This is a genomic window from Niallia sp. FSL W8-1348 (genome assembly GCF_038006745.1).
Classification (GTDB): domain Bacteria; phylum Bacillota; class Bacilli; order Bacillales; family Cytobacillaceae; genus Niallia; species Niallia alba.
Map to the genome: position 1 here is coordinate 3,052,972 of NZ_JBBOVV010000001.1, position 25,638 is coordinate 3,078,609.

Below are 25,638 nucleotides of genomic sequence, written 5' to 3' on the forward strand. Positions count from 1 at the left end.
GGTGGGTTAATAGATGAATACGGAAGAAAAGAAACAAAGTCCAGTGAGTTATCCAGATCCTATTACTAAAAAGGATTTGCTTAAGGCTTGGTCAAGATGGTGGTGGGCAAATGAAATCCCCCATACATTTGACAGAATGGTAGCTCCTTCCTTTTTATTCGGGATGACACCAATATTAAAAAAATTATATAAAGATAAAAAAGATCTAAGCGAGGCGTATCAAAGACACTTATTATTCTTTAACACGCAAGCAATTTGGGGTGGAGGTACGTTGACTGGGATTACAGCCTCTCTTGAGGAATCTCGTGCAAAAGCGCTTGCGGAAGGAAAAGAAGAAGAAGCGCCTAGCCCAGACATGATTAACAATACAAAAGTAGGATTGATGGGTGCTCTAGCTGGTATTGGAGATGCGATTGATTCAGGTACTGTTCAATATATCTTTATAGCAATCGCTTTGCCATGGGCAATGGCAGGTAGCCCACTTGGTGCATTGTTTCCGTTCCTTGGCTTCACGCTTGTAACATTTCTTTATGGCTACTATTTCGTCAGAATGGGCTACGGTTTAGGCCGAAATGCTGCAAAAGAGATTTTAGCCGGCAGCCGGATTAAAACCATGATTGACGCTTTATCTGTTCTTGGATTGTTTATGATGGGGATATTGGCAGGATCCTATGTAAAAGTAAGTAGCTCGTTATCTTTTACTCTATCGGAAAAGCAATTCGTCCTGCAGGACATACTAGACTCGATTTTACCTGGCTTATTGCCATTATTAACCGTATTAGGCGTTTACTTATATTTTGATAAGAAGGGCTTTAATATTACAAAAGGTTTATTATGGCTAACCGGTACATTAATTGTACTTGGGACAATCAAAGTCTTATAAGATTGCTATTTATAGGATGTTTAAGGGTTAATAAATTCTAAATGGAGTATAAAAACATAATTAACAATACAAAATGGGTAACTTAATAACTTTTATCCCACTCTTAACGGAAAGTAAGATGCCTCCTCAAGCTTATAAGAATACGAGGAAGATAGGTGGGGGATCAACTGTCTGTAAAGGTTCGATTGGTTAAACTAACCATCTGTGGGGGAGGAAGGAAAACCTCACTGATGGAAGTTTCCCTTTATAGCTTCATTAGGTTATCCAAAAAATAAAGGAGCAGGAGTATGGCAAATCGGGCAATTTTGGTTATTACACATGGTGAGTTCGGCATCGAGATCATTAAAAGTGCTGAAATGATTATGGGTCCACAGAATAATTTGCGTGCATTAGCACTTAGACCAGGTGAATCAGTGGATGCCCTGCGGGAAAAAGCAAATGAGATTGTGGAAGAGAACGAAAAAAACGGTTTAGAAACAATTTTATTAGTAGATTTATTGGGGGGCAGTCCTTCTAACGTATCATTGTCTTTATTATGCAAGTACGATTTACACATATTAACAGGGATCAATATGCCGATGTTAATTGAATTATTAACTTTCTACCAAACAGTAGAAGAAACAAAAAATTTAATAGAAACAGTTCAAGGAACAGGTGCTAGTGGGATCCATCATTTGAATCGGAGTTTCTTAAAGAAATAAATCTTTATCGTTGAAAGGGAGGCCAGTATGGGGAAAATCAATTTAGTAAGGGTAGATGATCGCTTAATTCATGGGCAAGTAATGACAAAATGGTCGAAAGGTTTGGGTACGAATGCCCTTTATGTTATTGATAATGAAACAGCATCTGATGAATTTATGAAAGATATTTATATAAATACAAACTCTTCTTCTGGATTAAAGATTCAGGTATACAGTAATCAAGAAGTAGTTGAAAAATGGAATAGCGATCAATTTGGAAACGATACTGTTGTCCTTCTATTTAAACATATTGCTAGTGTGAAAGAAGTCATTGAAAGTGGCCTGCCTGTTACTAGACTAAATGTAGGCGGAGTTTCAAAAAAAGGGAATGCTCAATTTGTTATCCCAACTGTTGCTCTAACTAATACTGATGCTGAAAATTTAAAAGCAATAGACGCAAAAGGAATCGAAGTGTTTTTCCAGACTGTTCCAGATAGTAAAAAAGTTTCGTTGATTGATGGATTAAAAACAATTAAAAAATAGTTCTCAGGATTAATATCATTCCATCTAAGTATGTTCAGTAGTAAACAATATAAGTGGAAAGGAACAAAAGCAATGGGAAATAAAATCGCAATTGTAAATTCAAGTAGCTTTGGAGAAAAATTCCCTAATCAAATAGAACGTCTTGAAAAAATTGGAGAGGTAAAAAGATTTACATTCCCTGTAAATACTTCTGGAAAAGTACTAGCAGAAAAATTGTATGGCTTTAATATTATCATATCTAGCGTCACTCCCTTTTTTACAAGGGAATTCTTTGACCAAAAAGACGAAACACTAATTATTTCACGTCACGGAATTGGTTATAACAACATTGATATCGAAGCTGCAACAGAAAAAGGAACGATTGTGACAATTGTATCGGCATTAGTAGAAAGAGATGCAGTAGCTGAAAATGCAGTGACTAATCTCTTAGCAGTAGTGAGAAAAACATATCCAGCAGCAACCGCGGCAAGAGAAGGGCGTTGGACCGATCGGGCTCAGTTTATTGGACACCAAATCAATGGTAAAACAGTTGGTGTGATTGGATTAGGCAATATAGGAAGTAGAGTGGGTGAGATTTTAAAGAATGGATTTAATGGTAGATTACTAGCATATGATCCCTATCAAACAAAAGAACAGTTGAGACAAAAAGGTGCAGAAAGTGTTACTTTAGAAGAATTATTAGTACAGTCCGATATTATTTCGTTAAATGCTTTTGTTAATGAGGGAAGCTATCATCTGCTGACTGACAGTGAATTTTCTTTAATGAAAGAAGGCGTATATATCACTAATACTGCACGAGGAGAATTATGGGAGCAAAATGCTGTATTGCGAGCATTGGAGAGTGGAAAAATTGCTGGGCTAGCAACAGATGTTTTAGAAGGAGAACCAGTTGATAAAACTCATCCATTTTTCCAATATGAAAATGTTCTTGTAACGCCACACACTTCTGCTTATACAATGGAATGCTTAAGAGGCATGGGAGAGAAAGTAGTTTCAGACATAGAAAGAAGTATTAAAAAAGAGAAACCTGACAATGTGGTAAATGTAGAGTTGTTTCTGGGATAAACTGTCTCGAGAGAGTGATGGTTGTAACAAGTGTTGTATCAATTGAAAGGAGAATCGGTTTGGGACTTCCATCTTTAGTTATTTTTGATATGGATGGCTTAATGTTTGATACGGAAAGGTTAGCCTATGAAGCTTGGCAAATTGCATCTGACCATTATGGCTTTCAATTTGAAAGAGTGCTATTTGAACAATTTATCGGCATTACGAATCAAGATATTGTCCGTAAAATGGCGGATTATTATGGGCCAAGTCATCCCGTTCAAGAGTGGCGAGCATATATGCGTTCTAAAAAGTATGAATTAGAGCACTCATTTATTAGAGGACCTCATTTTAAAAAAGAAGGGTTGGATAAATTACTCCAATTTTTAAAGTCTAAGGGCATAAAAGTAGCTGTTGCATCATCAAGCTCAACTGAAGTGATCAACAGATTTCTAACGGTATCTGATACTTTACCATTTATAGACTTATATGTTTCGGGAGAGGAAGTGCCAAAGGGGAAACCAAGTCCTGATATTTTCCTTGAAGTCTGTACTCGATCAAAAGTGAAGCCGAAAGATGCAATTGTACTGGAAGATTCTCCAGCAGGTATTCAAGCAGCCAATAACGCAAGCATACCAGCATTTTTTATACCGGATTTTGTGAAAGAATCAGAAGTAATCTGCAAGCTTTCACCAAAAAAATTTGTGAATTTAGCTGAAGTCGAACAGTATTTACGACTACTATAATGTTCCACAATAAGCAAACGAAAGGAGGAGGGAGATAGATGCCCAAAGTATTAATTACTCCCCGATCATTTGGAAAGCACAGTGATGAGGCCAAGCGGATATTAACAGCTCATGGCTTTGAGGTGGTTACCAATCCATACGGAAGAATTCTGACAGAAGAAGAAATGAAAAAGGAAATTGTTGATGTAGACGCAGTTATTGTGGGTGTGGATCCATTGAATGCTGATGTATTAGCTTTCGCGAAAAACTTAAAAGTCATTTCAAAGTATGGCGTAGGTACAGATAATATCGACATAGAATATTGTAAAGCCAACAATATCCCAGTAACGATTACTCGTAATGCAAACTCAGACTCTGTCGCAGATTTTACTTTTACCCTTATGTTAGCGATTGCTAGGAGAATAGTAGAAATAGATAAATCATGCCGCGCAATGGATTGGGGCAAAAAAACAAGTATTGGGATATATGGAAAAACCCTTGGTGTTATAGGCACAGGTGCAATCGGAAAGGGTGTCATTAAAAGAGCATATGGCTTTGACATGACTATTCTTGCCTATGATATGTACCAAGATGATCAATTAGCAAAAGAATATAATGTTAACTATGTTGCATTTGAACAGCTTATTAGAGAAAGCGACTTTATAACACTTCACTTACCAGCAACGTCCGAAACAACCAATATGTTTAGTGAGAAAGAATTCAGCATAATGAAGGATACGGCCGTGTTGGTCAACACAGCTCGCGGAGAACTTATTGATGAAGACGCCCTTTATGAAGTTCTAAAAAACAAGAAAATTTGGGGAGCAGGGCTTGATGTTTTCAAAAAAGAACCACCTGAAAAGAAAGAATTACTTGAGCTGGATAATATTATTGTAGGAGCACATGCCGCTGCTTCCAGCGTCGATGCAGTCAACAAAATGAGCTTAATGGCGGTTGAGAATATCCTTGCAAATTTCAAATAAAACGAAAAGGTGATCTTTTATGGATAAAATTGAAATTTTAGCAAAAATGAGAGAGGAAAAGGTTGTAGCAGTTATACGAGCACAAAATGAAGAACAAGGATTGCTCGTAAGTGAGGCAATACGTCAAGGTGGAGTTAAGTTTTTAGAGCTGACCATGACGGTTCCGGGCGCGTTAGATGTTATAAAAAAACTATCTGACAAATACGCGGGAGAGGATGTCATAGTTGGTGCTGGTACGATATTAGATCCTGAAACAGCACGCCTAGCTATCTTGGCTGGAGCAAAATTCATAGTAGGACCAAATCTTTCACCTGAAGTAATTACTATGTGTCATCGCTATCGTGTTGCCGTTATGCCAGGCGTTATGTCACCAACTGAAGCGTTAACTGCTATAGAACTTGGCGCAGATGTCATCAAAGTCTTCCCAGGTGGAGCTTTCGGACCAAGTGTTGTCAAAGATTTTAAAGGACCACTTCCACAAGGAAACTTCATGCCAAGTGGAGGCGTCACCGTAGAAAACGCGAGCGAATGGATCAAAAATGGCGCCTTCGCCATAGGAACAGGCTCAAGCTTAACTAAAGGAGCCACTACAGGAGATTACGAAGCAGTCACCCACGAAGCAGAAAAATTTGTTGCGATTGTGAAATAGGGAAACATAGGGACGGTTTTTACGAGGACAATACCCTCCATAAAAAACCGTCCTCTATCATTCTATCTATAAAACCTTTGGTATTTGTACCTCTACCGTTGTCCCCTTTCCTCGCTTGCTAGTATAGGATAAACCATATGCTTCTCCATAGGCCAACTTAATTCGATGATGAACATTCTGTACGCCATATCCTTTTGTTTTGGTAGTTAGAATGGTTTCTAGTATTTCTGGTTCCATACCAGGACCGTTATCCGAAATAGTAAATAGGAGATCGTTATCTGTCTGTTTTCCGATAATCGTTACTATTCCTCTCTCTCTATCTTCTTTATGGTCTATTCCGTGATTAATTGCATTTTCTACTAGTGGCTGAAGTAGTAAGTTAATCATTGTATATCCAAGTATTTGATCGTCCACATTGATAGAAAGATCAAAGGAATTGCTATGCATCATTTGCTGTATTTTCATATAGGAAATTGTATTTTCTAGTTCATCTTTAACGGTTATCATATTTTTCCCTTTATTTAAGGTAGTGCGATAAAACGTCGAAAGGAGTTGTGCCATCTCGCTAATGTCTTCTTGCTCCACAAGGATAGCCTTACTATTAATTAGAGAAAGGCTATTATAAAAAAAATGCGGGTTGATTTGTGCTTGTAGTGCTTTCATTTCATATTCTTGCTGGGCAATTTTGCTTTTATAAACTTCATCAATCATTTCTTGGAGATTGTGAACCATGTCTCCAAACTGTCCAATTACATCGCCAATTTCATCTCGAGAGGAATGGGTCACAGTAACGGTTAAGTCTCCTTTTTCAATTTGCTTCATATTGGCTGCTAGTAACTCCAATGGACGGACCACAACCTTTGAAAGAAAAAAAATAGAAAGATAGAGAGTAAAAATACATAGGACAATAACAATAATTACCCAAGTCATAATAGGTGAAGTAGATTGAGAGACGATATCCAATGGTCGAAATAAATAAGCAGACCACTCGTTTGATTGGAAATTAGCACTTTTATACACATATTCGGTTTTAAGTGACCCATTATTGATTTTGTTTAACAACTCGTCTGCTGAGAGTGTATAAGATTGTCCCTTTTTATTAAAGTTTTGATGGATGTAAACAGGTTGCTTATTCTCATCTAAAATAATGAGTCCATAGGAATTTTCAAATAGGTTGGATAACGGATTAAAGAAAGATTGATAATGGATATCCATGTAGACAATATTTATATTGTTTCCGTTATAATCAAATATTTTGCTGACCATTTCAAAAGAGCTTTTATCAGAAGAAACGATTAAATGGGCGGAAGCATTGCTGATGACTTCCGGAAACCATTCTGATTTTCCTACATCTGTAAGAGGTCGAAGAAAGTTCCCATGTGGGAATAATGTATTGTTATTGCTATAAACTGTTATCCGATTGATATCGGTTTGTGAATTTTTTACATTGAAAATAAGTGGCTTAAGATGATCACGGTACATAGTATACATATCAAAGTTATTGTCATAATTAGCGGTTAATCCGCTTTTTATATTTTGATTCCAAACAATTTGATTCATTGCATCATTATAGGAATTGATTTTATAATCAAGACTTAGAATAGCTTGGTGTAAGGATTCTTCTAATACTTCCTTTTCTCGATTGATTAATAGTTTTTGAATTTGAAAATAGCAATAGCTTCCTAATGCAGTAACAGGCAATAAACTGGATAGAAGGCAGATCACTAATATTTTTCTGCGATATTTTAAATCTTTAAACCATTGGGATAGCTTATTCATCAGTTCGTCTTCTCTTTCGTCTTTCCATTTGATTGTCTGAATTTTTCAGGACTTAGACCAAAACTTTCACGGAAACTGCGGACAAAATAGGAAATATTTTGATATCCCACTTGCTTGCAAATATCATTGACTTTCATATTTGTATGAATTAGTAGATTCTTGGCCGAATCCATTCGAACCTGTTTTATATATTTATTTATCCCAGAACCAGTTTCTTGAATAAATACTTCACTTAAATAACGCGGTGATAGGTATACTTTATCAGCAAGAATATTTAGGCTTAAGTCTTCGACATAATGTTCATGGATATATTGCTTTACAATATGAATTACATGTTTAGGTGACTTTTCCTTTTTCTCTAGGAAGGATAAGACATTCCTTTTTACTTCTTCTATTATTTGTTCTATTTCTGAAAAATGAGTGCATGTATAAATAGCTGATATTTTTTTATTCAAAATCGTTTCTTTGTACTCAGGTAATGCATTACATAAAATCTGAAGCAATCGTGAAAAGAAAAAACGAACGTAAATATGCGATATTTGCTTTTGGCTATGATATTTTTGAAAAAGGGTATCTATGCTAAGTCGAAAGCTAAACGTATCTACATATTGAATAGCATTCTGTATCGATAGCAGAAAATTTTCATCCTGTTCTAGATATTCCTCTTGTTCTAACTTTCCACATTCAATCGGATAAAGATAGTTATCTTTATAGAAAAATCGATCTTCTAAATAATATTCGATTTGTTTAAATCGTTCTGGAATGTTTTCCGGTGCTTCCACTTCTTCACTAATAGAAAAATAACCATGTATCCCAAAAGTGGAGTGAATCTGCTGATGAATATTCTTGGCTATCAGTCTTATTTCTGTTTGCTCTATTGGCTTCTTTAATAGAAGTAATAATTGATAGGGATTTAGATGAAGATAGTCAAAAGACATTCCTTCCATACATTGCTTGATTTGTGCAAAAAGTAGGGAGGTCTCTTCTTTGAGCAATTTATCAAATAAAGGTACATCAAATTGCATCAGTATCATTCGTCTATATTCATGTAAATAATCTATATCTATGAAAGGGTATTCATTTTTTAGTACATCTATGGAGGTGCCATTCAATAACCGATATAAGAGATGATTTTTAAGGAAAGCAATATTCGATTTTTCTCGCTTCAGCTCCCTATTTTGTTGTTCCATGTTTTGGATAACAGAAGATATCGTTTGTTTTAATTCATTTGGATTAACTGGTTTTAATATATAGTCAACGGCTCGCAGCGACAAGGCATTTTTGACAAAATGGAAATCATCATGGCCGCTAAAAAAAATAAGTTGTATATTAGGATTTATAGACTTGGCCATTTTAGCTAAATCTATGCCATTGACAAAAGGCATTTTCACATCGGTAAATAAGATATCAATGGATTCTTTCTCTAATAAGTGGATAGCATCTTTTCCATTAGCTGCTTCTATAATATCGAGTTGAAATTGAAATTTATCAAGAAGAAAACGAATAACGCTACGTTCGTCCTTTTCATCATCTGCTATTAATATACGATACATAGTAATACCTCCTGACTAAAATTCTAGTTGATTATAACATATTGTCCTTTTTATTAATGATGAACAGAAAAACTTCCGGAAAAAAGTACATGAAAACGGTTTATTTAATATATTCATCTCTTTGTTAATCCAGTAAACTTTAACTATATTTTGGTAACATGTAAGATTTCTTAAAAAACTTATTTCATTTGCTATCACTTATATAAAAAAGGGAGGACATTTTATGAAATACAAAACATTTTGTAAGCGTGCGGCATTAGGATTAATGGCAACTTCATTAACACTATCACTAGCAGCATGTATGGATAATTCTTCATCCGGTGACAGTGTGACAGAAGATGGGAAAACCATCATTACGATGGGACGGGTAACCGCAGCAAATTCTAAATTGCCTGAAGGAGACACTTATGAAAACAATGCATATACAAGATTAGTAGAAGAGAAACTAGATGCTAAAATAGTGGATCAATTCGAAGCAGAAGGCGATGACTATAATCGTCAAGTTGCACTTGCGATCGCATCCGGTGAGTTGCCAGATATGATGCGTGTAGATAGTCGTGAAGAGCTGAAAGAGCTAGTGGAAAATGACCTAATTGCTGACTTGACGGAAGTGTATGATAAAAATGCAAGCGATTTCATCAAAGAGGTTTATGGCACGTATGATAACAGAACGCTAGAAGATGCTACATTTGACGGGAAATTGATGGCTATTCCAGGTACAATTGGAGATTCTGCGCCAAATATAGTGTGGATTAGGAAAGATTGGATGGATACATTAGGGATTAAATTGGATACAGATGGAGACAGACAAATTACTTTAGACGAGTTAGAGAGCACTGCAAAAGCGTTTGTTGATAAGGATCCAGGTTCCACGGGGAATCCAGTGGGTATTCCATTTGCTTCTTGGTTAAATGCAGGTGATTATGGTGGAAGCGGCATGAATATGACTAGCATTGCCGGAGTGTTTAATGCTCATCCTCGAATGTGGTTAGAAGATAGTAAAGGAAATATTGTCAATGGTTCTACAACCGAAGAAACGAAACAAGCATTAGGGGTAATGGCAGATTGGTTTAAAAAAGGTATCATAGATCCTCAGTTTGGAACAAGAACATGGGATGATATTATGGCACTTGTTACTAACGGTCAAACTGGGATAGTTACGGGACCATGGCATATACCGGATTGGGGATTATCAACAGTAAGAGGAATGGATAAGAATGCTGAGTTTGCTGCTTATGCAATAGAAGGAGAAAACGGTAAAGTAAATGTATTTCATAATAACCCAACAGGTCAATTTATTGTTGTCCGGAAAGATTATGAGCATCCAGAATTAGCAATAAAAATATTAAACTTATTCTATGATGAAATTTTAAACGCAGATGACTTACAGAAAGATTATCCAGAAATCTATAAATATGGAGAGTTGGCAGTGGATGGTTCTACAAGACCATTTAATATTGAAGTTTATAAATCCACAAATATTATAGACGAATATAAATATATTCAAGAAGCTGTGGAAGGGAAAATTTCCATGGATGATATTCCTACTGCTGGTTTAAAAATCGATGCGAAAAGTGTAATGGCATATCAAAATGATCCAGAAGGTGCAGGAACGTCTGAATGGGCAAAATATCATTCGAGAATGCTTGGTATGAGTATGATCGATAAATTTACAAACGAAGAGCAATTCAATTGGACTACCCCTGTATTTTTCGGTAATACTCCAACCATGGAGAAAAAGGGTGCCAATCTTTTAAAATTAGAAGAGGAAGATTTTATTAAAATTGTTACAGGTAATAAGCCACTAGATTATTTCGATACCTTTGTAGCTAATTGGAAGAAACAAGGAGGCGACGAAATAGCTGCTGAGATAAAAGAAGAGTTAGCCAATAAATAAGATAGATTCTAAGCTGTTCTAATCATGTAATTCTTCTATTAGGAAGGGAAAGTCATCATTAGAACAGCTGAATTGTAAGGAGGGGTTAGAATGTTTCAGCAGCCGCATTTGAAAATAGAAAATGGTAAGGATCCATTAGCTAGCACAAAAAGGAAAAAAACAAAAAAAATAGTAACGAAAGAAGAAATGTTTTATCATTCGATGTTGCTTCCTGGAATGATTTTTTTGATTATCTTTACGTTTGTTCCAATGTTTGGGGTAATCATGGCATTTCAAGATTATGTACCTGCAAAAGGAATTAGGGCTTCAGAATTTGTAGGTTTCGAACATTTCAAGTATATGTTCTCTTTACCTGATATCGGTAAACTTTTCAGAAACACAATTGTTATCGCTATCGGAAAAATCGTTTTAGGATCTCTGCTGGCGATCGTTTTCGCTATCCTATTAAATGAAGTTAGATTGAAACTGCTTAAGAAATCCATTCAAACAATTGTTTATTTACCACACTTTCTTTCATGGGTAGTGCTAGCATCTGTGGTAGTTAATATGTTCAGCCTAGATGGAACAATCAATCAAATTCTTGCTTTTTTTGGCATAGACAAGCTGAATTTTCTTGGAAGTAATAAACTTTTTCAACCGTTGCTGATAGGGACAGACGTATGGAAAGAGTTTGGTTATAATTCAATTGTTTATTTGGCAGCATTAACAGCTATTGATCCTGGTCTTCATGAGGCAGCAAGCATAGATGGCGCAAATTGGTGGAAGCGAATCTGGAACATTACCCTTCCCGGTATGCTGCCGATTATCCTATTGTTGGCAGTATTAAGTTTGCCTAATGTTTTAAATGCTGGATTTGATCAAGTGTATAATCTTTATTCACCAATGGTATATGAATCAGGTGATATACTGGACACTTATGTCTACCGAGTAGGATTAATGGGTCGGGAGTATAGCTTTGGTACAGCAGTAGGTTTATTTAAATCAGTAATTGGAATAATCCTGATTATATCAGCAAATAATGCAGCAAAAAAATATACTGATCGCAAATTATTCTAGGAGGGAAGAACGCATGATAGAAAATAAGAGCTTTTCTGCACGATGTGGCAGATTAACTATTTATGCAATCGTCATTTTCCTTGCCCTTACTTGTTTGCTTCCACTGTGGAATATTGTGGCGATATCATTTAGCGGAGGCGATGCAGTAGCTAGTAATAAGGTTGGTCTAACACCAATTAATACGACCTTTGAGGCATATAAAATGATTATGGAAGATAGTCAGTTTTGGCGCTCCTTTGGTATTTCGATTCAAAGAGTAATATTGTCATTGGTTATTAACATGGTGTTAATTGTTACTATGGCCTATCCTCTTTCGAAAACCAAAAGAGAGTTTAGAGGCAGAGGAATCTATATGAATCTGCTTATCTTCGCGATGCTATTTAATGGCGGAATGATTCCAACCTATTTGGTTGTGAAAAACCTTGATATGTTGAATACGATTTGGGCACTAGTTCTTCCAGGAGCTGTTCAAGTTTTCAGCATTATCCTTGTAATGAATTTTTTTATCGGCGTTCCCAAATCACTAGAGGAAGCAGCAATTATGGATGGCGCGAACCCATTACAGGTACTGATTAAAGTATATATACCGATATCGATGCCTGCTTTGGCGACAGTTGCTTTATTTAGTATCGTCGGAAACTGGAATGACTTTTTTTCAGGATTGATCTATATGACAAAAGTAACTAATTATCCATTAATGACATATATCCAATCATTGACAATCAGTATTGAGGAAATGCTAAAAGCTGGAGCAACTTCAAGTGACCTAGCAAATGCAGGAGAAGTATCTAACAAGAATCTTAATGCAGCAAAAATTGTTGTTTCCTGTGTTCCATTGCTATTAATCTACCCAATGCTGCAAAAATACTTTATTACTGGTATTGTAGTAGGTTCGGTGAAAGAATAGCCAGATTGATTTGCTTAAAAGGAAAAAGAATGAGGTTATCCAGTGAAACTCATTCTTGTGGTTTTATTAGAAAGGATAACCTCTAAACTTAGGAAAGGAAGGAATTGCGGTGAATAATATTTTTGAATGGAATGGACCTTTCTACCGATTTCTAGCAAAAATAGTTGATTTATTACTATTAAATGCTCTATTTCTCATTTCTTGTTTGCCTATTGTTACAATAGGATCGGCACTAACAGCTATGTATTCGATAACAATAAAAATGGCTAGAAATGAGGATGTATCAATCATTAGGGGATATGTCGCTGCCCTTCAAAAAAACTTTAAACAGAGTACCCTCATATGGTTGATTTTATTAGCAGTCGGCGTTGTGTTGTATATGGATTACTATTACCTGAATCAATATACAGGAAATTTACTTTTCCTTGTTAAGGTAAGTCTTGGTCTATTTTCTTTTGCTTACTTACTATTGTTTAACTTTATTTTTCCTTATGTTGCAAGATTTGAAAATTCAGTAAAGGATTCAATCATTAATACATGGAAGATAGCGCTAGTTCACCCCATTAAAACAATTTCCGTCCTAATGATTACTATGATTCCCATTATAACTTTGTGGATATCGGTCTATTCCTTTTTCTTTCTTTTATACTTTTGTCTATTTATTGGCTTTTCCTTCTTTGCTTATATAAATACTTTTATCATCCTCCATATTTATGAAGGATATGAGAAGTGAAGAGGGAACCGTCCCTCTGCCTCTGCGTCCCCTGTCGCTATCTGTCACATGCCGTCGCAATGTCAAATTTCCCCGAAATATTTCTTCTTTTATTAGTTGTATCTCTATTTCCACAGTGTTAACATTGTTTTTGTAAGCGTTTTCTTATATTGGTGCATGACCATTAAATTATCTACTTTTTAAGGAGGAATTCGATGAACCAACAGACTGTAGTTTTAAAAGAAAAGGTTGAAAAGTTCCTAAGTGGTAAGAAAAAGTTATTTATTAATGGTGAATTTGTAGAGAGTAAATCACAAAAAACGTTCGACAGTTATAATCCAGCGACAGATGAGGTTTTAGCAAGTGTATATGAAGCAGGTCCAGAAGATATTGATTTGGCAGTGAATGCTGCACGTAAGGCTTTCGATGTGGGACCATGGTCAAAAATGAGTGCTTCTGAGCGCAGTCGTCTTATGTACATACTGGCCGATTTGATGGAGGAAAACAGTGCAGAACTTGCCCAATTAGAAACGTTAGATAACGGAAAGCCGATTCGCGAGACTACGAACGCGGACATTCCATTAGCAATTGAACATATGCGCTATTATGCTGGTTGGTGTACAAAAATTACAGGACAAACGATTCCTGTTAGTGGACCATACTTTAACTATACGCGTCATGAAGCGGTAGGGGTAGTAGGACAAATCATTCCTTGGAATTTCCCACTTTTAATGGCAATGTGGAAGCTTGGAGCTGCTCTTGCAACTGGATGCACGGTTGTATTGAAGCCAGCTGAGCAAACGCCATTATCCGCGCTTTATTTAGCCGAATTAATTAAGGAAGCTGGTTTCCCAGATGGAGTTGTGAACATTGTTCCTGGCTTTGGAGAAACAGCTGGTCAACCATTAGTTGATCATCCTTTAGTAGATAAAATTGCCTTTACAGGATCCACAGAAGTTGGAAAAATGATCATGGCAAATGCCTCTAAAACATTGAAAAGAGTAACACTTGAGCTTGGCGGAAAATCACCAAATATTATCTTGCCAGATGCGGATTTAACAAAAGCTATTCCAGGTGCGTTTAACGGTGTTATGTTCAACCAAGGCCAGGTATGCTGTGCTGGTTCTCGGGTGTTTATTCAGAAGAAGCAATTTGATAATGTTGTTGCAGATATGGCTGCACAAGCGAAAAAACTGAAACAAGGTGCTGGCATTCATGCTGATACAGAAATTGGACCACTTGTTTCCGTTGAGCAGCAACAGCGAGTTCTTGGCTATATTGAGAGAGGGTTAAACGAAGGAGCACAACTTGTCGCGGGTGGTTTCAATCCACGTGAAGAAGGTTACTTTGTTTCTCCAACCGTTTTTGCAGATGTGCGGGATGAAATGACGATTGCCAAGGAGGAAATCTTTGGACCAGTTATTTCTGCTATGCCATATGACGATTTAGATGAGTTAATTAATCGTGCAAACAACAGTAATTACGGATTGGCAGCAGGCGTTTGGACACGAGATATCGCCAATGCCCACTATATCGCCAGCAAATTACGCGCCGGAACCGTTTGGGTCAACTGCTATAACACATTTGACGCAGCTTCCCCATTCGGCGGCTACAAGCAATCTGGCATTGGTCGCGAAATGGGCTCTTACGCATTAAATAACTACACTGAAGTAAAGAGCGTTTGGGTTTCCATGCAATAAGGAAAGCAAGGGGACGGTTCTTGTGTCTCCCTTATTGAATAAATGATATAGAATCAGAGGCTGACTCAGGAGGCGTTAACAAAACAACTTCTTGAAGTCAGCTTCCTTTTGTTAAAAGAAAATTATATATTTGAGGGAGTAGTAATAAGGTATCGTGTATTGATTATGCGATATTTTTTTTACAGTTTCGCATAATAGTGCATAAATTTCATTAATGAATTAAGGGAGAAGGGAGAAAACATGAGATGAGAAACATTCTTTTAATAGCTGCGTTTGCTTTAACAGTTGTGGTAATTTATTTTATTGCCACACGTCCTAGTCCGACTAAGCCTGTCATTATTCCTACTACCTCCTTGGAAGAAAGTGTATGTGAAGAAGTATCGGCACAGTTTGGCGATTGCAAAAGAATTCTTTTGTTTGATGCTCAGTCCCATTTAGTATTTGCTGAAAGTAGTTCGGGCATCATTCCTGTACTTACTAATAATGAATTTACGGACTTTAAAAAATTTATTTATCCCATATTGGATTTTCAGGAGTTTAAAGAGGAGAAACAGGAGAGAGATTCCATTACCTGGCAAGCGGATAATAATGTTCAAAAGGATTTCTCCATTATATATGGGTTTGCCGAAGATAACGTTAAAACTATCGTAATTACTAGTGAAGGCAATAGACAACCCAATAAGTTCTTCCTTCGAGATAACCTATGGGTATGGTATGCTACCTTCCCAAAAGATAAAGTCAAATTGCCAGTTGAAATAGAGGTTTATGAATAAAAGGAAGCAGAGGGACGGATCTTCTGCTTCTCTTTTTGATGGTTTCGAAAACCCCTGGCTATGCCGGGGGTTCCGGAGAGCTTATAGCGAGGTAACAAAAAAACCTCCTTTCATGGTAGGATAAAGTTGGTTTCCCGACCACTTTATCTCACGCAAGAAGGAGGTATGCCCTTATGAAGGTCATGAACAGTTTAGCACATACAACATGGAATTGTAAGTATCACATAGTCTTTGCCCCAAAATACAGAAGGCAAATTATTTATGGCAAATACAAAAAGAGTATAGGACAAATCATAAGAGAGCTATGTGAAAGAAAAGGTGTCATTATACATGAAGCAAATGCCTGTCCGGATCATATCCATATGTTGGTTAGTATTCCACCAAAATTAAGTGTATCGCAGTTCATGGGTTACCTAAAAGGAAAAAGTAGCCTGATGATATTTGATCGACATGCGAATTTGAAATATCGCTATGGGAATCGTAAATTTTGGTGTCGTGGTTTCTACGTTGATACCGTGGGGAGAAATAAGAAACAAATACAAGAATATATAAGAAATCAGCTGAAAGAAGATTATATGGCTGATCAGCTAACGTTGTTCGAAGAATTCGATCCGTTCACGGGTGAGAAAAATCGGAAGTAAATAAAGAAATTCTTTAGAATTGGTGAGTGAATGTGGTGCAGAAGGGAAACCTTTTCAGTGGGCCTTTAAGGCCGAGGCCGGTAAGAGAGGCTTTTAGCCGCAGAGCAAACCACCAGTTCACACTGGTGGTTTTGATTTGCTAATTATATGGGAGGATCGATGCTTTGTTGTGTGTTTGATCACTTCCTTCAGGTTGTTGAAGATGGAGAAGTAAAAAACTATATCGAGTTTGCTATTACACTTTCTCAAAAACATCTTAAGCAAATGGAAAACATCTTCAATCGAGAAAATATTCCTATTCCTGTTGGATTTGGGGAGCAGGATGTTCGGAAGGATGGACCACGTTTATTTAGTGATATCTTTATGATTTTTTATATTACTCAAATGGCCGGAGCAGCTGTAATTACATATGGTCATGCTTATACCAATGCGACAAGACAGGACATAATGGACTATTTCAGAAACAATATAGACGATGCAGTTGAAACCTATGAAAAAGGTATACATTTATTGTTTTTAAAAGGAGTGGATATTAGCCATCCTACGATTCCGTATCCTAAGAAAGTGGACTTTGTGGGGAAAAAATCATTTATCTCTATCTTTACTGGAAGAGATAGACCGCTTACTGCTAATGAAATAAAACATTATCATTATAATATTATTACGAACATATTAGGAAAATCTTTGATGATAGGATTTAGTCAAGTCGCCTCTTCAGAAAAGTTAAGAGAATATTTTCAAGAAGGCGCAAAACTAGCTAGTAAACAAATTAAGATTTACACGAATCGCTTAATCAATCAAGATTTACCATCACCTAAATTAATGGATACTCATATAACTGATTCAACAGCATCTCCTTTTTCAGATAAGCTTTTGATGTATCATGTTTCGTTGGCAGGAAACATGGCTTTAGCAAATATTGGTACTGCCCTTTCGGAAATGTTAAGGCATGATTTAGCTGCAGAGTATATAGCGTTAATTCCTACTATTGGAAAATATAATAATGATGGATTAAATATAATGATTGAACAAGGATGGTTGGAAGAACCATATACAGCAGCGGACAGGAAAAAACTTTCTAAGCATTCATCTGGAAATCAGACATAAAAATCAATCATATTTTTTAAAAAAGGTGGCCTGGGAATGATGTGAATAAGAATTCGTTTGAAAAACTTCTATGGTCTATCGCTTTACCTGGATTTGGGCAGCTACTTAATAAGAAATATACAAAAGGAATTATTCTTATTGTTCTTGAGGTAGTAGTGAATGTACAATCAAACTTTAACATAGCGATTATTTCAAGTTTTCATGGAGATATTTCTGCATCTTTAGAGGAAGTTAATTTGAGGTGGCTAATGTTTTATCCATGTCTCTATTTTTTTGCTATGTGGGATGCAGTTAAAGATGCTGATGATCAAGGAAAAAATTCTTCCTTCTTATTCCTACCTTTTGTGTTTGCTGCCTATTTTGTAACGGTAGGATTAATCTATTCATCAGAAGTTAAGCTATTTGGGCATTTGATAGGTCCTATATTTTTACCAATACTTTTTGTTATACCAGGAGTAATCGTTGGGTTGGTAATAAGAAAATTAATCAAAGTATTTGTGAAAAAAAAAACCATCTTGTAAAAAGCAGATGGTGTTTTATTTTTCTTTTCAGGCTTTCATGTTGGTGGTCCATCATTAGTAAAGACGTTTCGACGAGGTTTAGAACAAGGAGATGAACAGTATTATAGTGCTGAAAAAATATTTGAAAGGGAACAGAGGGACGGTTTTACCACTTCCCTCTGTTTCCTTCCTTACATATACTTAGCTACCAATTCATAGCATCTGTCTTTTGTAACAGACGCTTGTGTTGCCACATATTCCAATCCTTCCATTGTGCCACCTTCGTATTTGAGGGAAGCTTCTTTAGCTTTTTGATCTCTTTCCTTTATCCAATCCCGTTGTTCTTCATGCAATTGCTCCATCTCTTCTGCAGAAAGCTGTTCATTTAGGACGCTATATATTTCATTTAATGCTTCGTCCCAACGATCCAATCTTTCTGCTTCCTCTTTTTCCAACTCTACTGTAGTACTAGCCTTTGAGGTGTCTGCAGGTACTTCTCTGTCTTTTTTATCCATTTCGTTTAGTTTCTCTAAATACTCATCTTTCAAACTGTTAGAAGTATCTTCTTTGTCATTCGGTTCAGTAGCAGTATCCTCATTTGACGAGGAGTCGCTTTCTTCCGTTTGAGTAGAGTCATTATTAGAAGGCAGGTTATCTGAGGATGAAGCAGTACCATCAGTTGTTTTTCCACAAGCAGCTAAAATAACTCCGACTAAAGCTAACATTGTGATGAAAAATTTTTTATTACCTTTCATGTTTAATTGCACCTCCACTAGTTGAATAGGATCTTCCGTTTTATCCAATATTCTAATCGAATCAAAGGGAACCGTCCCCCTAATTTCCTTGATTCCCTGTATCCATCATTCAAAAACATATCAGCGGCTTTCTCTGAATAGGCTGTAAGAGAATAGAAAACGGATGGTGGTAATGATGGATCTGCCGTTAATTTTGTCTGGGCCGATGGTGCGTAGGGTGGAGGTAACCTCCGCCTATCTTTGGATTGCTTTAAGTGAAAAATACCGATTGAACGCTAAGGTTTACTCCATTGAAATAAATCCAGAAACAGGGGAATATGATTATCAACCAATTAGTATCCAGTCGGATGCGCAAATCTTTCGCTTAGGAAAAAAAGTATATGTATATTTGATCAAAATCCAGCCTAACTCCAAAATCCTTCCTTCTCAAACTTTGTTAGGATACAATATTGAACTAAAAAAAGGGAAACGAAGCTATGATTTAAGTGACTTTGGCTTGCTGTCCCCAACACATCCCGCTTCTATTTGTTATGGAAATTTACAATACCCCACTTTTTTTATTCCAGCAAGGGATCAATCAAACATCTTATATGGTTCCTGTCGTAAACTACATGGAATTGGCAAGGATGCGTTAAGCTTAGGAGACGAAAAACTGCAGGAATACTATTTTCAGTTAGAAAAAAGACCAAATGCACTTTTTCTGACAGGTGACCAAATTTATGCAGATGATGTCCCAGCGCCAGTCGCTCCTTTCTTATCTGCATTAGGTAAGCAACTGATAGGTAAGGAGGAACCGTTAAAGGAATTATGCAAGGACTTTAATAGCAAATCCCTCCAAACAGCCTTCAGCCAGTTAAATGGAAGAAAAGAACTAATAAAGAAATACTGCCAGTTTACTTCAAGGAAGGCTGATAATCACCTTATGACACTGGGTGAGTATGCGGCAATGTATATCATGAACTGGAATCCTGAAATTTGGGAGCTGGCAAACAAGGCGGGGTATTTGAAAGATTTTGATGACTATTTAGTAGATGACGAGATTTATATAGATAGTGATAAAGAACAACCAAAAGAGTATGGAAGAAAAATCAATATAATAAGGAAAGAATTTAATCAGCAGCAAAAAGATATGGAAAGGTTCCAGCAATATCTGCCAAAGGTGCGCCGTTTATTGGCAAATATCCCGATTTATATGATATTTGATGACCATGATGTAACAGATGATTGGAATATAACAAAAGAGTGGCAGGAAAAAGTAGCGAGTTCGCCGCTTGGAAATCATGTCATTGCTAATGCTTTAACTGCTTATTGGGCTTTTCAAGGCTGGGGTAATAATCCGGAAGCTTTCCCTCTTTCTTTTTTCACAAAAATAGGAAACTATACAAAAAGGTTAAAAGTACACACATTAGCATATACAGAGTGGCTTCAGACGATATTAACCTTTCGTTCATGGAGTTATGTAGCACCAACAAATCCGAGAAGCCTCATATTAGACACTCGAACACAACGAGCTTATCCAGCAGAACGGACCTATGTTATTGGAAATGTCCTAAAGCAGCGGACAAACGGACCGAATTTAATCCGGAAAAAGGAATGGAATCATTTATCAGAACTATTATTTTCAAGTGGATGGCAAACGCAAACGCCATTAGTCATCATCTCTGCGACTCCCTTATACGGGGTTCATTTGATTGAGTCCTTTTTAAAAAATTTCATTCTGCCTCTTACGAATATCCTTCCTTCTCTGCAAAAAAGTTTAGATTTGGAATGGTGGAAATTTAACGGAAGAGGTTTTTCCTTTTTCCATCAACAAATAGCTGAATGGAATCCAAGCAATTGCATAATTCTTTCTGGAGATGCCCATATGGCTTCTTCGATTGCGGTAGAGGTATATTTTCAGCAGCAAAAAAAACGAAGTCTTCATCAATTTACAAGCAGTCCCATAAAAAATCAGTCTTTTGATGGATTATCTGGAATGGCATTAAAAAGCATTCTTCACTTTAGAAAGAGTAGTACAAAGCAACAGAAAATGTCGCGATATTGCGGGAATGATTATGTAATTCATGAAAAAGAGGCTTCTGCATCCTTTCTATGGAAGGAAATAATCTCCCATCAAGTTTTAGCAAATGGATCGATGATTGATACAAAGAATAATTTAGGGTGGCTAGCTTTTAATAAGGATAGTTTTAGACATAGTTTTCTAAAAAAGTAATCATTTTTTAAAATAAGAGAGGACTTCTTTTGGCTTCCCGGCACTATTGGATAAGAGGAAGCATCAGTAATAGGCACTGATTTAAAGATTCATCCTTTTGATGCGTGTTTGATTAATGGATATTCTGCACATGCTCTAGATTTAGATGATGTTCATTCGGAAATTCGAGGACATCCGTCTGCGATTATTTTGAGCTTATTACATTCACTAATAGAAAAGAAGCGTGATAGAGAACGCTTCTATGAGGCTTATTTAATAGGGATTGAAACGATGAAGTGCTTTGCTCAATTATTAGGTGCACAGCATTATGAAAAAGGGTTCCATACAACAGCAACTGCAGGAATTTACGGAGCGGTTGCTGCTGGAGCCCATTATTTAAATTTCGACTCGGAGAAATTCGCGCAAGCTATTAACTTATGTGTCTCAAAACTAAGCGGTTCTCGGAGTCAATTTGGAACAATGGTTAAACCGTTGCATGCTGGTATGACAGCCCAAAGTGCTTGGCAGATTCTTCATTTTATTGATAAAGGGATTGCAGGAAGTATTAATACAATTCAAGCAAAAAATGGTTTAATCTCTATGTATGTGGAGCAAAGAGAAAATCCATTTGAGATTTTCGAAAAGTGGGGAGACCCTTGGGCAATAGATAAACCAGGACTATGGTTTAAATTATATCCATGTTGTTCTGCGAATGCACATGCAATTGATGCAATCCAGTATATAAAGACACAGAAAAAATTTTCTGTAGATGAGGTTGCCTTTGTGGATTTGTACTTCCCACCCAATGGTGATGCTGCATTAGTTTACACCCACCCACAGAATGGGGAGCAAGGGCGCTTTAGCGTAGAATACTGTGTAGCTTTATTATTACTGGGGGAAGCGTTATCTATAGAGAACTTTTCTGTCGATCAAATTGCTACTGATGTCAATCAAGTAATGAAAAAAATTCATCGAAAGTATGATCACCGAATTCCAGTAAAAGTGGATAGCTATCCAAAAGATAGATATTGTATGGTAAAAGTAACTTTAAACGATGGTCGACAGTTGGTTTCTAGAGTGGATGCGCCAACAGGTTCACCAGGTAAGCCGCTAATAATGGAGGATTTAGTCAATAAAGCTAACACTCTATTGGGCGAACAAGCAAATACGTTAAACAAGTATTTTGCTGGAGGAATAGAAGGTTGGTAAGACAGTCGGTGTCAGGCACCATAAAAAGACAAATCATATCATTTTGTGTTTATCAGCAGGACGGTAAAAGTGTAGAATAATTTCGATAAGCTTATTGTGTCCATCAATTATTTTTTAGGCTTTCTCCCTTAATACTCAGAAACAATTTCATCTAAGGTGACCTGCCAAAAATCTGGTGTAATGGTATAACTCCTTGTGCTGCAATATCTCTATATCTTTTAAACGGAGAATTTCAAACAACAATTTGACTCTCTGTTTCAATGAGCAAAGAAAATGGCTGTATTCTTTTATAGGCGATTTTAATAATAGTGCAGCCTTCAAAAAAAGGACGTTTTCGGTAAAAGACTCTTATACCGAGAACGTCCTTTTTTTATCTTTCTTTAATCAACTGCACCCGTCCTACCTGTCCATCTTCTAGGCGAACCTTAATTCCATGAGGATGAAATGGAGACTTTGTTAAAATATCTTTTACAATGCCTTCTGTTCGTTTCCCTGTTCTTTGGTCTTGCTTCAGCACAATTTCAACGTGCAAGCCTGGAGCTATGTCTTTTCTATTCTGGCCGTTCATTACACACCCATGCGTTTTCTTTGATTATTTGGCTTTTTCGTCAGCTGACTTTTCATTTTCTGCATTTTTTGATTGCCGCTTAAACTTGCTTTGCCACCTTGTCCTTGCTGCGTTTTATTTGCCAACTGTTGTTTCATCGCTTCCTGCAAGCTAATTTTCTTTTTGCTTTCTTGCTCATTTGTCTGATTATCGTTCACGGAAGTTCCCTCCATTATTATAGAAATAAGGCTACTATCCCCATCATAACAAAGGACGGTGGATACTTCCAATCCAAAATCAGTGTCAGGCACCATAAAAAGACAAAAATTAGTTTTTATAAAGAGGGTTTTAATCATGTCCTTTAGCTTAGATAAAAAGAGAGTGCCATTCTTAACGGGATTCTGCGAAGGATGGCACTTTCAGATGAGAGCTTTGATAGAGCATGGCTTAGGAACTGGTGCCGATTATATTTTACTTGGATAATGGTAATTTATCAGGGTTCATAGTCATATACATTTCTTTAATTTTGTCCTTGATGATGTAAAAGCTCAAGATACTATGAAGTGTTCCATTCATGTAAATAACGATCGCGGGCTGACTATTGACATTTCTAATCTCAAAATAAAAGTCTTTTGGGACTTTTTTTATGATACCGTATAATAGGGATAAAACATTGGGCAGAGATACGATTGGGCGAACAGCAGCCCTAACTTTTCCTCCACCATCTGAGTAAAGGGTGACATTTTCATATATAAGTTCTAATAGGGAATCCATGTTTTGCGTTTGAAATGCTTGAATAAAGCGACTAATAATAGATTTATTCTTTTCATAGTTTAAACTTTCATCCCCTATATAAGGGATTTTTTGCTTAGCACGACTGAGAATTTTTCGACAGTTATCTTCGTTCTTACCTATGATAGTAGCGATTTCTGAATAGGAAAAATCAAAGACTTCTCTTAAAAGAAGGACTGCTCGCTCATTTGGTGATAAATGTTCCATCATTCGTAAAAAGGCAATACTCACTCCTTCTTTTTTCAATATAATTTCAGATGGATCTGAATCATTGGTTTCCTCTTGCAATAATGGCGCAGGATTCCATGGTCCCACATATTGTTCTCTTTTGTGTCGTACTGCCTTTAATTCATCAAGACAGCGATTAGTTACCATTTTACAGAGATACGCCTTCTTATTATCTATTTTCTGTTCTTCCATTTGATACGCTTTTAAAAAGGTTTCTTGCACAATATCTTCGGCATCCACCATTGAACCTAACATACGATAGCCTATGGAGAACAACAAAGGTTTAAATTGTTGATATTCTTCAGTGCTAATCTGCACAATATCCACTCTTTTCTTTTAGGCTGTTTTCGCAAAGTTTGTTGCAATGAACCCGCAGCCTGAAACACATTGCTATTGCTTTCTGTGGATTTTACGTGTATCAGACTGTTCAGTATATTTAAGTCATTTTTATCCCATTGCAAAAGTAATAATCTTTTAGAAAACAATCCTCCTTTTTAAAATTTCCTCTGCAATTTCCTTCGCACTACTGACTGCCCCCTCTGACAAAATAGAATTTGGAGAAGTCCAATCTCCTGCTATATATAATCCAGGAATTCCTAATTTAGAACACTGTAGCATCTGCTCATCTCCTATCTGAGGTAAGCGTTGATTAACTGTAATTTTAGGAAGGAAACGGCTAGTTATTTCATAGTTTTTCCACCCAGGCTGTATCTTTTCTAAGAATTGTTCAAGTTCCATTTTAATCTGCTTGCTATCTATCGTATCATCTGGATGGTGGTATCTAAAGACATGCATGACTGTCCCTTTTGCATCGTCAGAGAGTCGGGCGTAATTGGAATGGACGGAAAAATAGATTGGATTCTTTAAGTCCATGGCGAACAATTGTTTAGGATTAGGTAATTGTGATAAAGCAACATCGAACGTGGCTCCCTTTACAGGTATAATTTTGGTAATAGTGTCATTTGGAGCGAAGGGAGAGTTTTCTCCTAACATATGATGAAGTTCGTGTGGTCCTGTTGTACATATTACATGTTTTGCAAATATTTTCTCATCATTTGATAGAACTATTTTAAAATTGTCAGGTGCAAGGGGTGCGATGTGCTTAACCTGCTTATGTGTTTGAATCTGCACACCAGCGATAACAGCCTTATTATGGAGCTGGTCTATCATTGTCTGCCAACCGTTATCTAAATAATGTACGCCGCCACTAATGACAGTTTTTAAATGGGATACAATAATTTTGGCACTTGCTTTTTCGGGAGCGTGACAATAAGTAGCAAGTCTACCTAGTAAATAGAGTAATGCTTGAATGTTTTCTGAACTGGTTGTTTTCTGAACCCATTGTTTGAAGGTCTGTTGTGCTAGCTTTTCCTCATTAACGAAAACTACTTTTATCAAAACATTCGCCCATTCCATTCGTTCTTTCCAATTTAAAAAATTTGTTTTAATAATGCCTGGAAAAGTAAAAGGTGCAGTATATTTTAGGCTATCTTTAACTAAAATACCTCCTAATTTAGGTGACTTTCCTAGAAGCTGTACATTTAATTCTTCGAGAATTGACTTGGCTTTTCCTCTTTTATATAGTGCATGTGGACCTAAATTGAAATATTGTCGTCGTATCTGATCCGTTCTAGCCCTTCCACCAAGCTTTTTCCCTTTTTCGAGTACCAATATGGATAAATCGTTACGCGCTAAATAATTTGCTGCCACGAACCCCGACAGTCCACCACCAACAATAACAACATCCCACTTTTGAATCATCTGATAACCTCCAATTGTTATTT

26 protein-coding genes are annotated in these 25,638 nt (G+C 36.6%); 19 read left to right on the forward strand and 7 right to left on the reverse strand.

Annotation, left to right across the window (positions count from 1 at the left end; translation table 11 throughout):
- Positions 1-13: 13 nt before the first annotated feature.
- The 7 genes from NST60_RS14510 (at position 14) to NST60_RS14540 (ending at position 5,507) form a co-directional block, all read left to right on the forward strand.
- On the forward strand, positions 14-883 hold the full coding sequence (locus tag NST60_RS14510; protein ID WP_169189285.1) for a PTS system mannose/fructose/sorbose family transporter subunit IID: 870 nt from the start codon (positions 14-16) through the stop codon (positions 881-883).
- A 287-nt stretch (positions 884-1,170) separates the two neighbouring features.
- Positions 1,171-1,584 carry a PTS sugar transporter subunit IIA gene (locus NST60_RS14515; protein WP_169189284.1) on the forward strand — a complete coding sequence of 138 codons (414 nt, stop codon included), beginning with the start codon at positions 1,171-1,173 and terminating at the stop codon, positions 1,582-1,584.
- Positions 1,585-1,611: 27 nt separating this feature from the next.
- Positions 1,612-2,106 carry a PTS system mannose/fructose/N-acetylgalactosamine-transporter subunit IIB gene (locus tag NST60_RS14520; protein ID WP_169189283.1) on the forward strand — a complete coding sequence of 165 codons (495 nt, stop codon included), beginning with the start codon at positions 1,612-1,614 and terminating at the stop codon, positions 2,104-2,106.
- A gap of 72 nt (positions 2,107-2,178) precedes the next feature.
- The gene (locus NST60_RS14525; RefSeq protein ID WP_224427891.1) at positions 2,179-3,171 is read left to right on the forward strand and encodes a D-isomer specific 2-hydroxyacid dehydrogenase family protein; all 993 of its coding nucleotides are present in this window, start codon (positions 2,179-2,181) and stop codon (positions 3,169-3,171) included.
- A gap of 59 nt (positions 3,172-3,230) precedes the next feature.
- Positions 3,231-3,896 (forward strand): HAD family hydrolase, encoded by a 666-nt coding sequence (locus NST60_RS14530; protein ID WP_205835672.1) that lies wholly within the window; start codon positions 3,231-3,233, stop codon positions 3,894-3,896.
- A 38-nt stretch (positions 3,897-3,934) separates the two neighbouring features.
- Entirely contained in the window at positions 3,935-4,858 is a 924-nt protein-coding gene (locus NST60_RS14535) for a phosphoglycerate dehydrogenase (protein ID WP_224427892.1), read from the forward strand.
- Between the two features lie 19 nt (positions 4,859-4,877).
- Positions 4,878-5,507: a bifunctional 2-keto-4-hydroxyglutarate aldolase/2-keto-3-deoxy-6-phosphogluconate aldolase gene (locus tag NST60_RS14540; protein WP_341099153.1), complete on the forward strand. Its 630-nt coding sequence runs from the start codon at positions 4,878-4,880 to the stop codon at positions 5,505-5,507.
- 66 nt (positions 5,508-5,573) lie between these two features.
- On the opposite strand, the gene NST60_RS14545 is transcribed toward NST60_RS14540, so the two are convergent.
- Positions 5,574-7,286 carry a sensor histidine kinase gene (locus NST60_RS14545; RefSeq protein ID WP_224427894.1) on the reverse strand — a complete coding sequence of 571 codons (1,713 nt, stop codon included), beginning with the start codon at positions 7,284-7,286 and terminating at the stop codon, positions 5,574-5,576.
- Positions 7,286-8,839 (reverse strand): response regulator transcription factor, encoded by a 1,554-nt coding sequence (locus NST60_RS14550; protein WP_341099156.1) that lies wholly within the window; start codon positions 8,837-8,839, stop codon positions 7,286-7,288. Before NST60_RS14550 ends, NST60_RS14545 begins: the two co-directional genes overlap by 1 nt.
- Before the next feature lie 223 nt (positions 8,840-9,062).
- Between NST60_RS14550 and NST60_RS14555 the strand changes: the two genes are divergently transcribed.
- The 9 genes from NST60_RS14555 (at position 9,063) to NST60_RS14595 (ending at position 18,153) form a co-directional block, all read left to right on the forward strand.
- Entirely contained in the window at positions 9,063-10,736 is a 1,674-nt protein-coding gene (locus NST60_RS14555) for a sugar ABC transporter substrate-binding protein (RefSeq protein ID WP_169189278.1), read from the forward strand.
- 186 nt (positions 10,737-10,922) lie between these two features.
- The gene (locus NST60_RS14560) at positions 10,923-11,792 is read left to right on the forward strand and encodes an ABC transporter permease (RefSeq protein ID WP_051994053.1); all 870 of its coding nucleotides are present in this window, start codon (positions 10,923-10,925) and stop codon (positions 11,790-11,792) included.
- Between the two features lie 13 nt (positions 11,793-11,805).
- Positions 11,806-12,699, forward strand: coding sequence for a carbohydrate ABC transporter permease (locus NST60_RS14565; RefSeq protein WP_101729509.1), 894 nt, complete (start codon positions 11,806-11,808; stop codon positions 12,697-12,699).
- A 109-nt stretch (positions 12,700-12,808) separates the two neighbouring features.
- Positions 12,809-13,432 (forward strand): YesL family protein, encoded by a 624-nt coding sequence (locus NST60_RS14570; RefSeq protein ID WP_341099159.1) that lies wholly within the window; start codon positions 12,809-12,811, stop codon positions 13,430-13,432.
- Positions 13,433-13,626: 194 nt separating this feature from the next.
- Positions 13,627-15,111 (forward strand): aldehyde dehydrogenase family protein, encoded by a 1,485-nt coding sequence (locus tag NST60_RS14575; protein ID WP_212120447.1) that lies wholly within the window; start codon positions 13,627-13,629, stop codon positions 15,109-15,111.
- 245 nt (positions 15,112-15,356) lie between these two features.
- Positions 15,357-15,884 carry a hypothetical protein gene (locus NST60_RS14580; RefSeq protein WP_016205104.1) on the forward strand — a complete coding sequence of 176 codons (528 nt, stop codon included), beginning with the start codon at positions 15,357-15,359 and terminating at the stop codon, positions 15,882-15,884.
- Positions 15,885-16,057: 173 nt separating this feature from the next.
- A complete protein-coding gene (tnpA, locus tag NST60_RS14585) occupies positions 16,058-16,525 on the forward strand; it encodes an IS200/IS605 family transposase (protein ID WP_341097993.1) in 468 nt (155 codons plus the stop codon).
- A 147-nt stretch (positions 16,526-16,672) separates the two neighbouring features.
- Positions 16,673-17,632: a DUF3231 family protein gene (locus tag NST60_RS14590; RefSeq protein WP_341099162.1), complete on the forward strand. Its 960-nt coding sequence runs from the start codon at positions 16,673-16,675 to the stop codon at positions 17,630-17,632.
- A 41-nt stretch (positions 17,633-17,673) separates the two neighbouring features.
- Entirely contained in the window at positions 17,674-18,153 is a 480-nt protein-coding gene (locus NST60_RS14595; protein ID WP_341099165.1) for a hypothetical protein, read from the forward strand.
- 170 nt (positions 18,154-18,323) lie between these two features.
- Here NST60_RS14595 and NST60_RS14600 read toward each other — a convergent pair whose 3' ends face one another.
- Positions 18,324-18,887, reverse strand: a complete 564-nt coding sequence (locus NST60_RS14600) for a lysozyme inhibitor LprI family protein (protein ID WP_341099166.1) — start codon at positions 18,885-18,887, stop codon at positions 18,324-18,326.
- Positions 18,888-19,050: 163 nt separating this feature from the next.
- Here NST60_RS14600 and NST60_RS14605 point away from each other — a divergent pair, with 163 nt between their 5' ends.
- Complete coding sequence (locus NST60_RS14605; protein WP_341099168.1) at positions 19,051-21,099, forward strand: hypothetical protein; 2,049 nt, start codon at positions 19,051-19,053, stop codon at positions 21,097-21,099.
- Positions 21,100-21,168: 69 nt separating this feature from the next.
- Complete coding sequence (locus tag NST60_RS14610; protein WP_224427903.1) at positions 21,169-22,287, forward strand: MmgE/PrpD family protein; 1,119 nt, start codon at positions 21,169-21,171, stop codon at positions 22,285-22,287.
- 370 nt (positions 22,288-22,657) lie between these two features.
- Here the strand turns inward: NST60_RS14610 and NST60_RS14615 are convergent, their stop codons facing one another.
- Positions 22,658-22,855 carry a YwbE family protein gene (locus tag NST60_RS14615; protein ID WP_016203518.1) on the reverse strand — a complete coding sequence of 66 codons (198 nt, stop codon included), beginning with the start codon at positions 22,853-22,855 and terminating at the stop codon, positions 22,658-22,660.
- Entirely contained in the window at positions 22,855-23,052 is a 198-nt protein-coding gene (locus tag NST60_RS14620) for a hypothetical protein (protein ID WP_016203517.1), read from the reverse strand. Before NST60_RS14620 ends, NST60_RS14615 begins: the two co-directional genes overlap by 1 nt.
- Positions 23,053-23,188: 136 nt before the next feature.
- On the opposite strand from NST60_RS14620, the gene NST60_RS14625 reads away from it, so the two are divergent.
- Positions 23,189-23,317, forward strand: a complete 129-nt coding sequence (locus NST60_RS14625; protein WP_263479793.1) for a hypothetical protein — start codon at positions 23,189-23,191, stop codon at positions 23,315-23,317.
- Here the strand turns inward: NST60_RS14625 and NST60_RS14630 are convergent.
- Both NST60_RS14630 and NST60_RS14635 read right to left on the reverse strand, forming a co-directional pair.
- On the reverse strand, positions 23,306-24,172 hold the full coding sequence (locus NST60_RS14630; RefSeq protein WP_224427831.1) for an RNA polymerase sigma-70 factor: 867 nt from the start codon (positions 24,170-24,172) through the stop codon (positions 23,306-23,308). The two genes, NST60_RS14625 and NST60_RS14630, sit on opposite strands and share 12 nt — an antisense overlap.
- A 156-nt stretch (positions 24,173-24,328) precedes the next feature.
- On the reverse strand, positions 24,329-25,615 hold the full coding sequence (locus tag NST60_RS14635) for a phytoene desaturase family protein (RefSeq protein ID WP_341099173.1): 1,287 nt from the start codon (positions 25,613-25,615) through the stop codon (positions 24,329-24,331).
- Positions 25,616-25,638: the final 23 nt, after the last annotated feature.

Bases quoted from the DNA above. Each gene is read 5' to 3' on its own strand.
- NST60_RS14625 (WP_263479793.1), top strand. From the start codon at position 23,189: ATGTCCTTTAGCTTAGATAAAAAGAGAGTGCCATTCTTAACGGGATTC.
- NST60_RS14545 (WP_224427894.1), bottom strand. From the start codon at position 7,286: ATGAATAAGCTATCCCAATGGTTTAAAGATTTAAAATATCGCAGAAAA.
- NST60_RS14525 (WP_224427891.1), top strand. From the start codon at position 2,179: ATGGGAAATAAAATCGCAATTGTAAATTCAAGTAGCTTTGGAGAAAAA.
- NST60_RS14510 (WP_169189285.1), top strand. From the start codon at position 14: ATGAATACGGAAGAAAAGAAACAAAGTCCAGTGAGTTATCCAGATCCT.
- NST60_RS14520 (WP_169189283.1), top strand. From the start codon at position 1,612: ATGGGGAAAATCAATTTAGTAAGGGTAGATGATCGCTTAATTCATGGG.
- NST60_RS14540 (WP_341099153.1), top strand. From the start codon at position 4,878: ATGGATAAAATTGAAATTTTAGCAAAAATGAGAGAGGAAAAGGTTGTA.
- NST60_RS14615 (WP_016203518.1), bottom strand. From the start codon at position 22,855: ATGAACGGCCAGAATAGAAAAGACATAGCTCCAGGCTTGCACGTTGAA.
- NST60_RS14600 (WP_341099166.1), bottom strand. From the start codon at position 18,887: ATGAAAGGTAATAAAAAATTTTTCATCACAATGTTAGCTTTAGTCGGA.
- NST60_RS14580 (WP_016205104.1), top strand. From the start codon at position 15,357: ATGAGAAACATTCTTTTAATAGCTGCGTTTGCTTTAACAGTTGTGGTA.
- NST60_RS14590 (WP_341099162.1), top strand. From the start codon at position 16,673: ATGGGAGGATCGATGCTTTGTTGTGTGTTTGATCACTTCCTTCAGGTT.
- NST60_RS14550 (WP_341099156.1), bottom strand. From the start codon at position 8,839: ATGTATCGTATATTAATAGCAGATGATGAAAAGGACGAACGTAGCGTT.
- NST60_RS14555 (WP_169189278.1), top strand. From the start codon at position 9,063: ATGAAATACAAAACATTTTGTAAGCGTGCGGCATTAGGATTAATGGCA.
- NST60_RS14605 (WP_341099168.1), top strand. From the start codon at position 19,051: ATGGTGGTAATGATGGATCTGCCGTTAATTTTGTCTGGGCCGATGGTG.
- NST60_RS14515 (WP_169189284.1), top strand. From the start codon at position 1,171: ATGGCAAATCGGGCAATTTTGGTTATTACACATGGTGAGTTCGGCATC.
- NST60_RS14535 (WP_224427892.1), top strand. From the start codon at position 3,935: ATGCCCAAAGTATTAATTACTCCCCGATCATTTGGAAAGCACAGTGAT.
- tnpA (WP_341097993.1), top strand. From the start codon at position 16,058: ATGAAGGTCATGAACAGTTTAGCACATACAACATGGAATTGTAAGTAT.
- NST60_RS14575 (WP_212120447.1), top strand. From the start codon at position 13,627: ATGAACCAACAGACTGTAGTTTTAAAAGAAAAGGTTGAAAAGTTCCTA.
- NST60_RS14635 (WP_341099173.1), bottom strand. From the start codon at position 25,615: ATGATTCAAAAGTGGGATGTTGTTATTGTTGGTGGTGGACTGTCGGGG.
- NST60_RS14560 (WP_051994053.1), top strand. From the start codon at position 10,923: ATGTTTTATCATTCGATGTTGCTTCCTGGAATGATTTTTTTGATTATC.
- NST60_RS14565 (WP_101729509.1), top strand. From the start codon at position 11,806: ATGATAGAAAATAAGAGCTTTTCTGCACGATGTGGCAGATTAACTATT.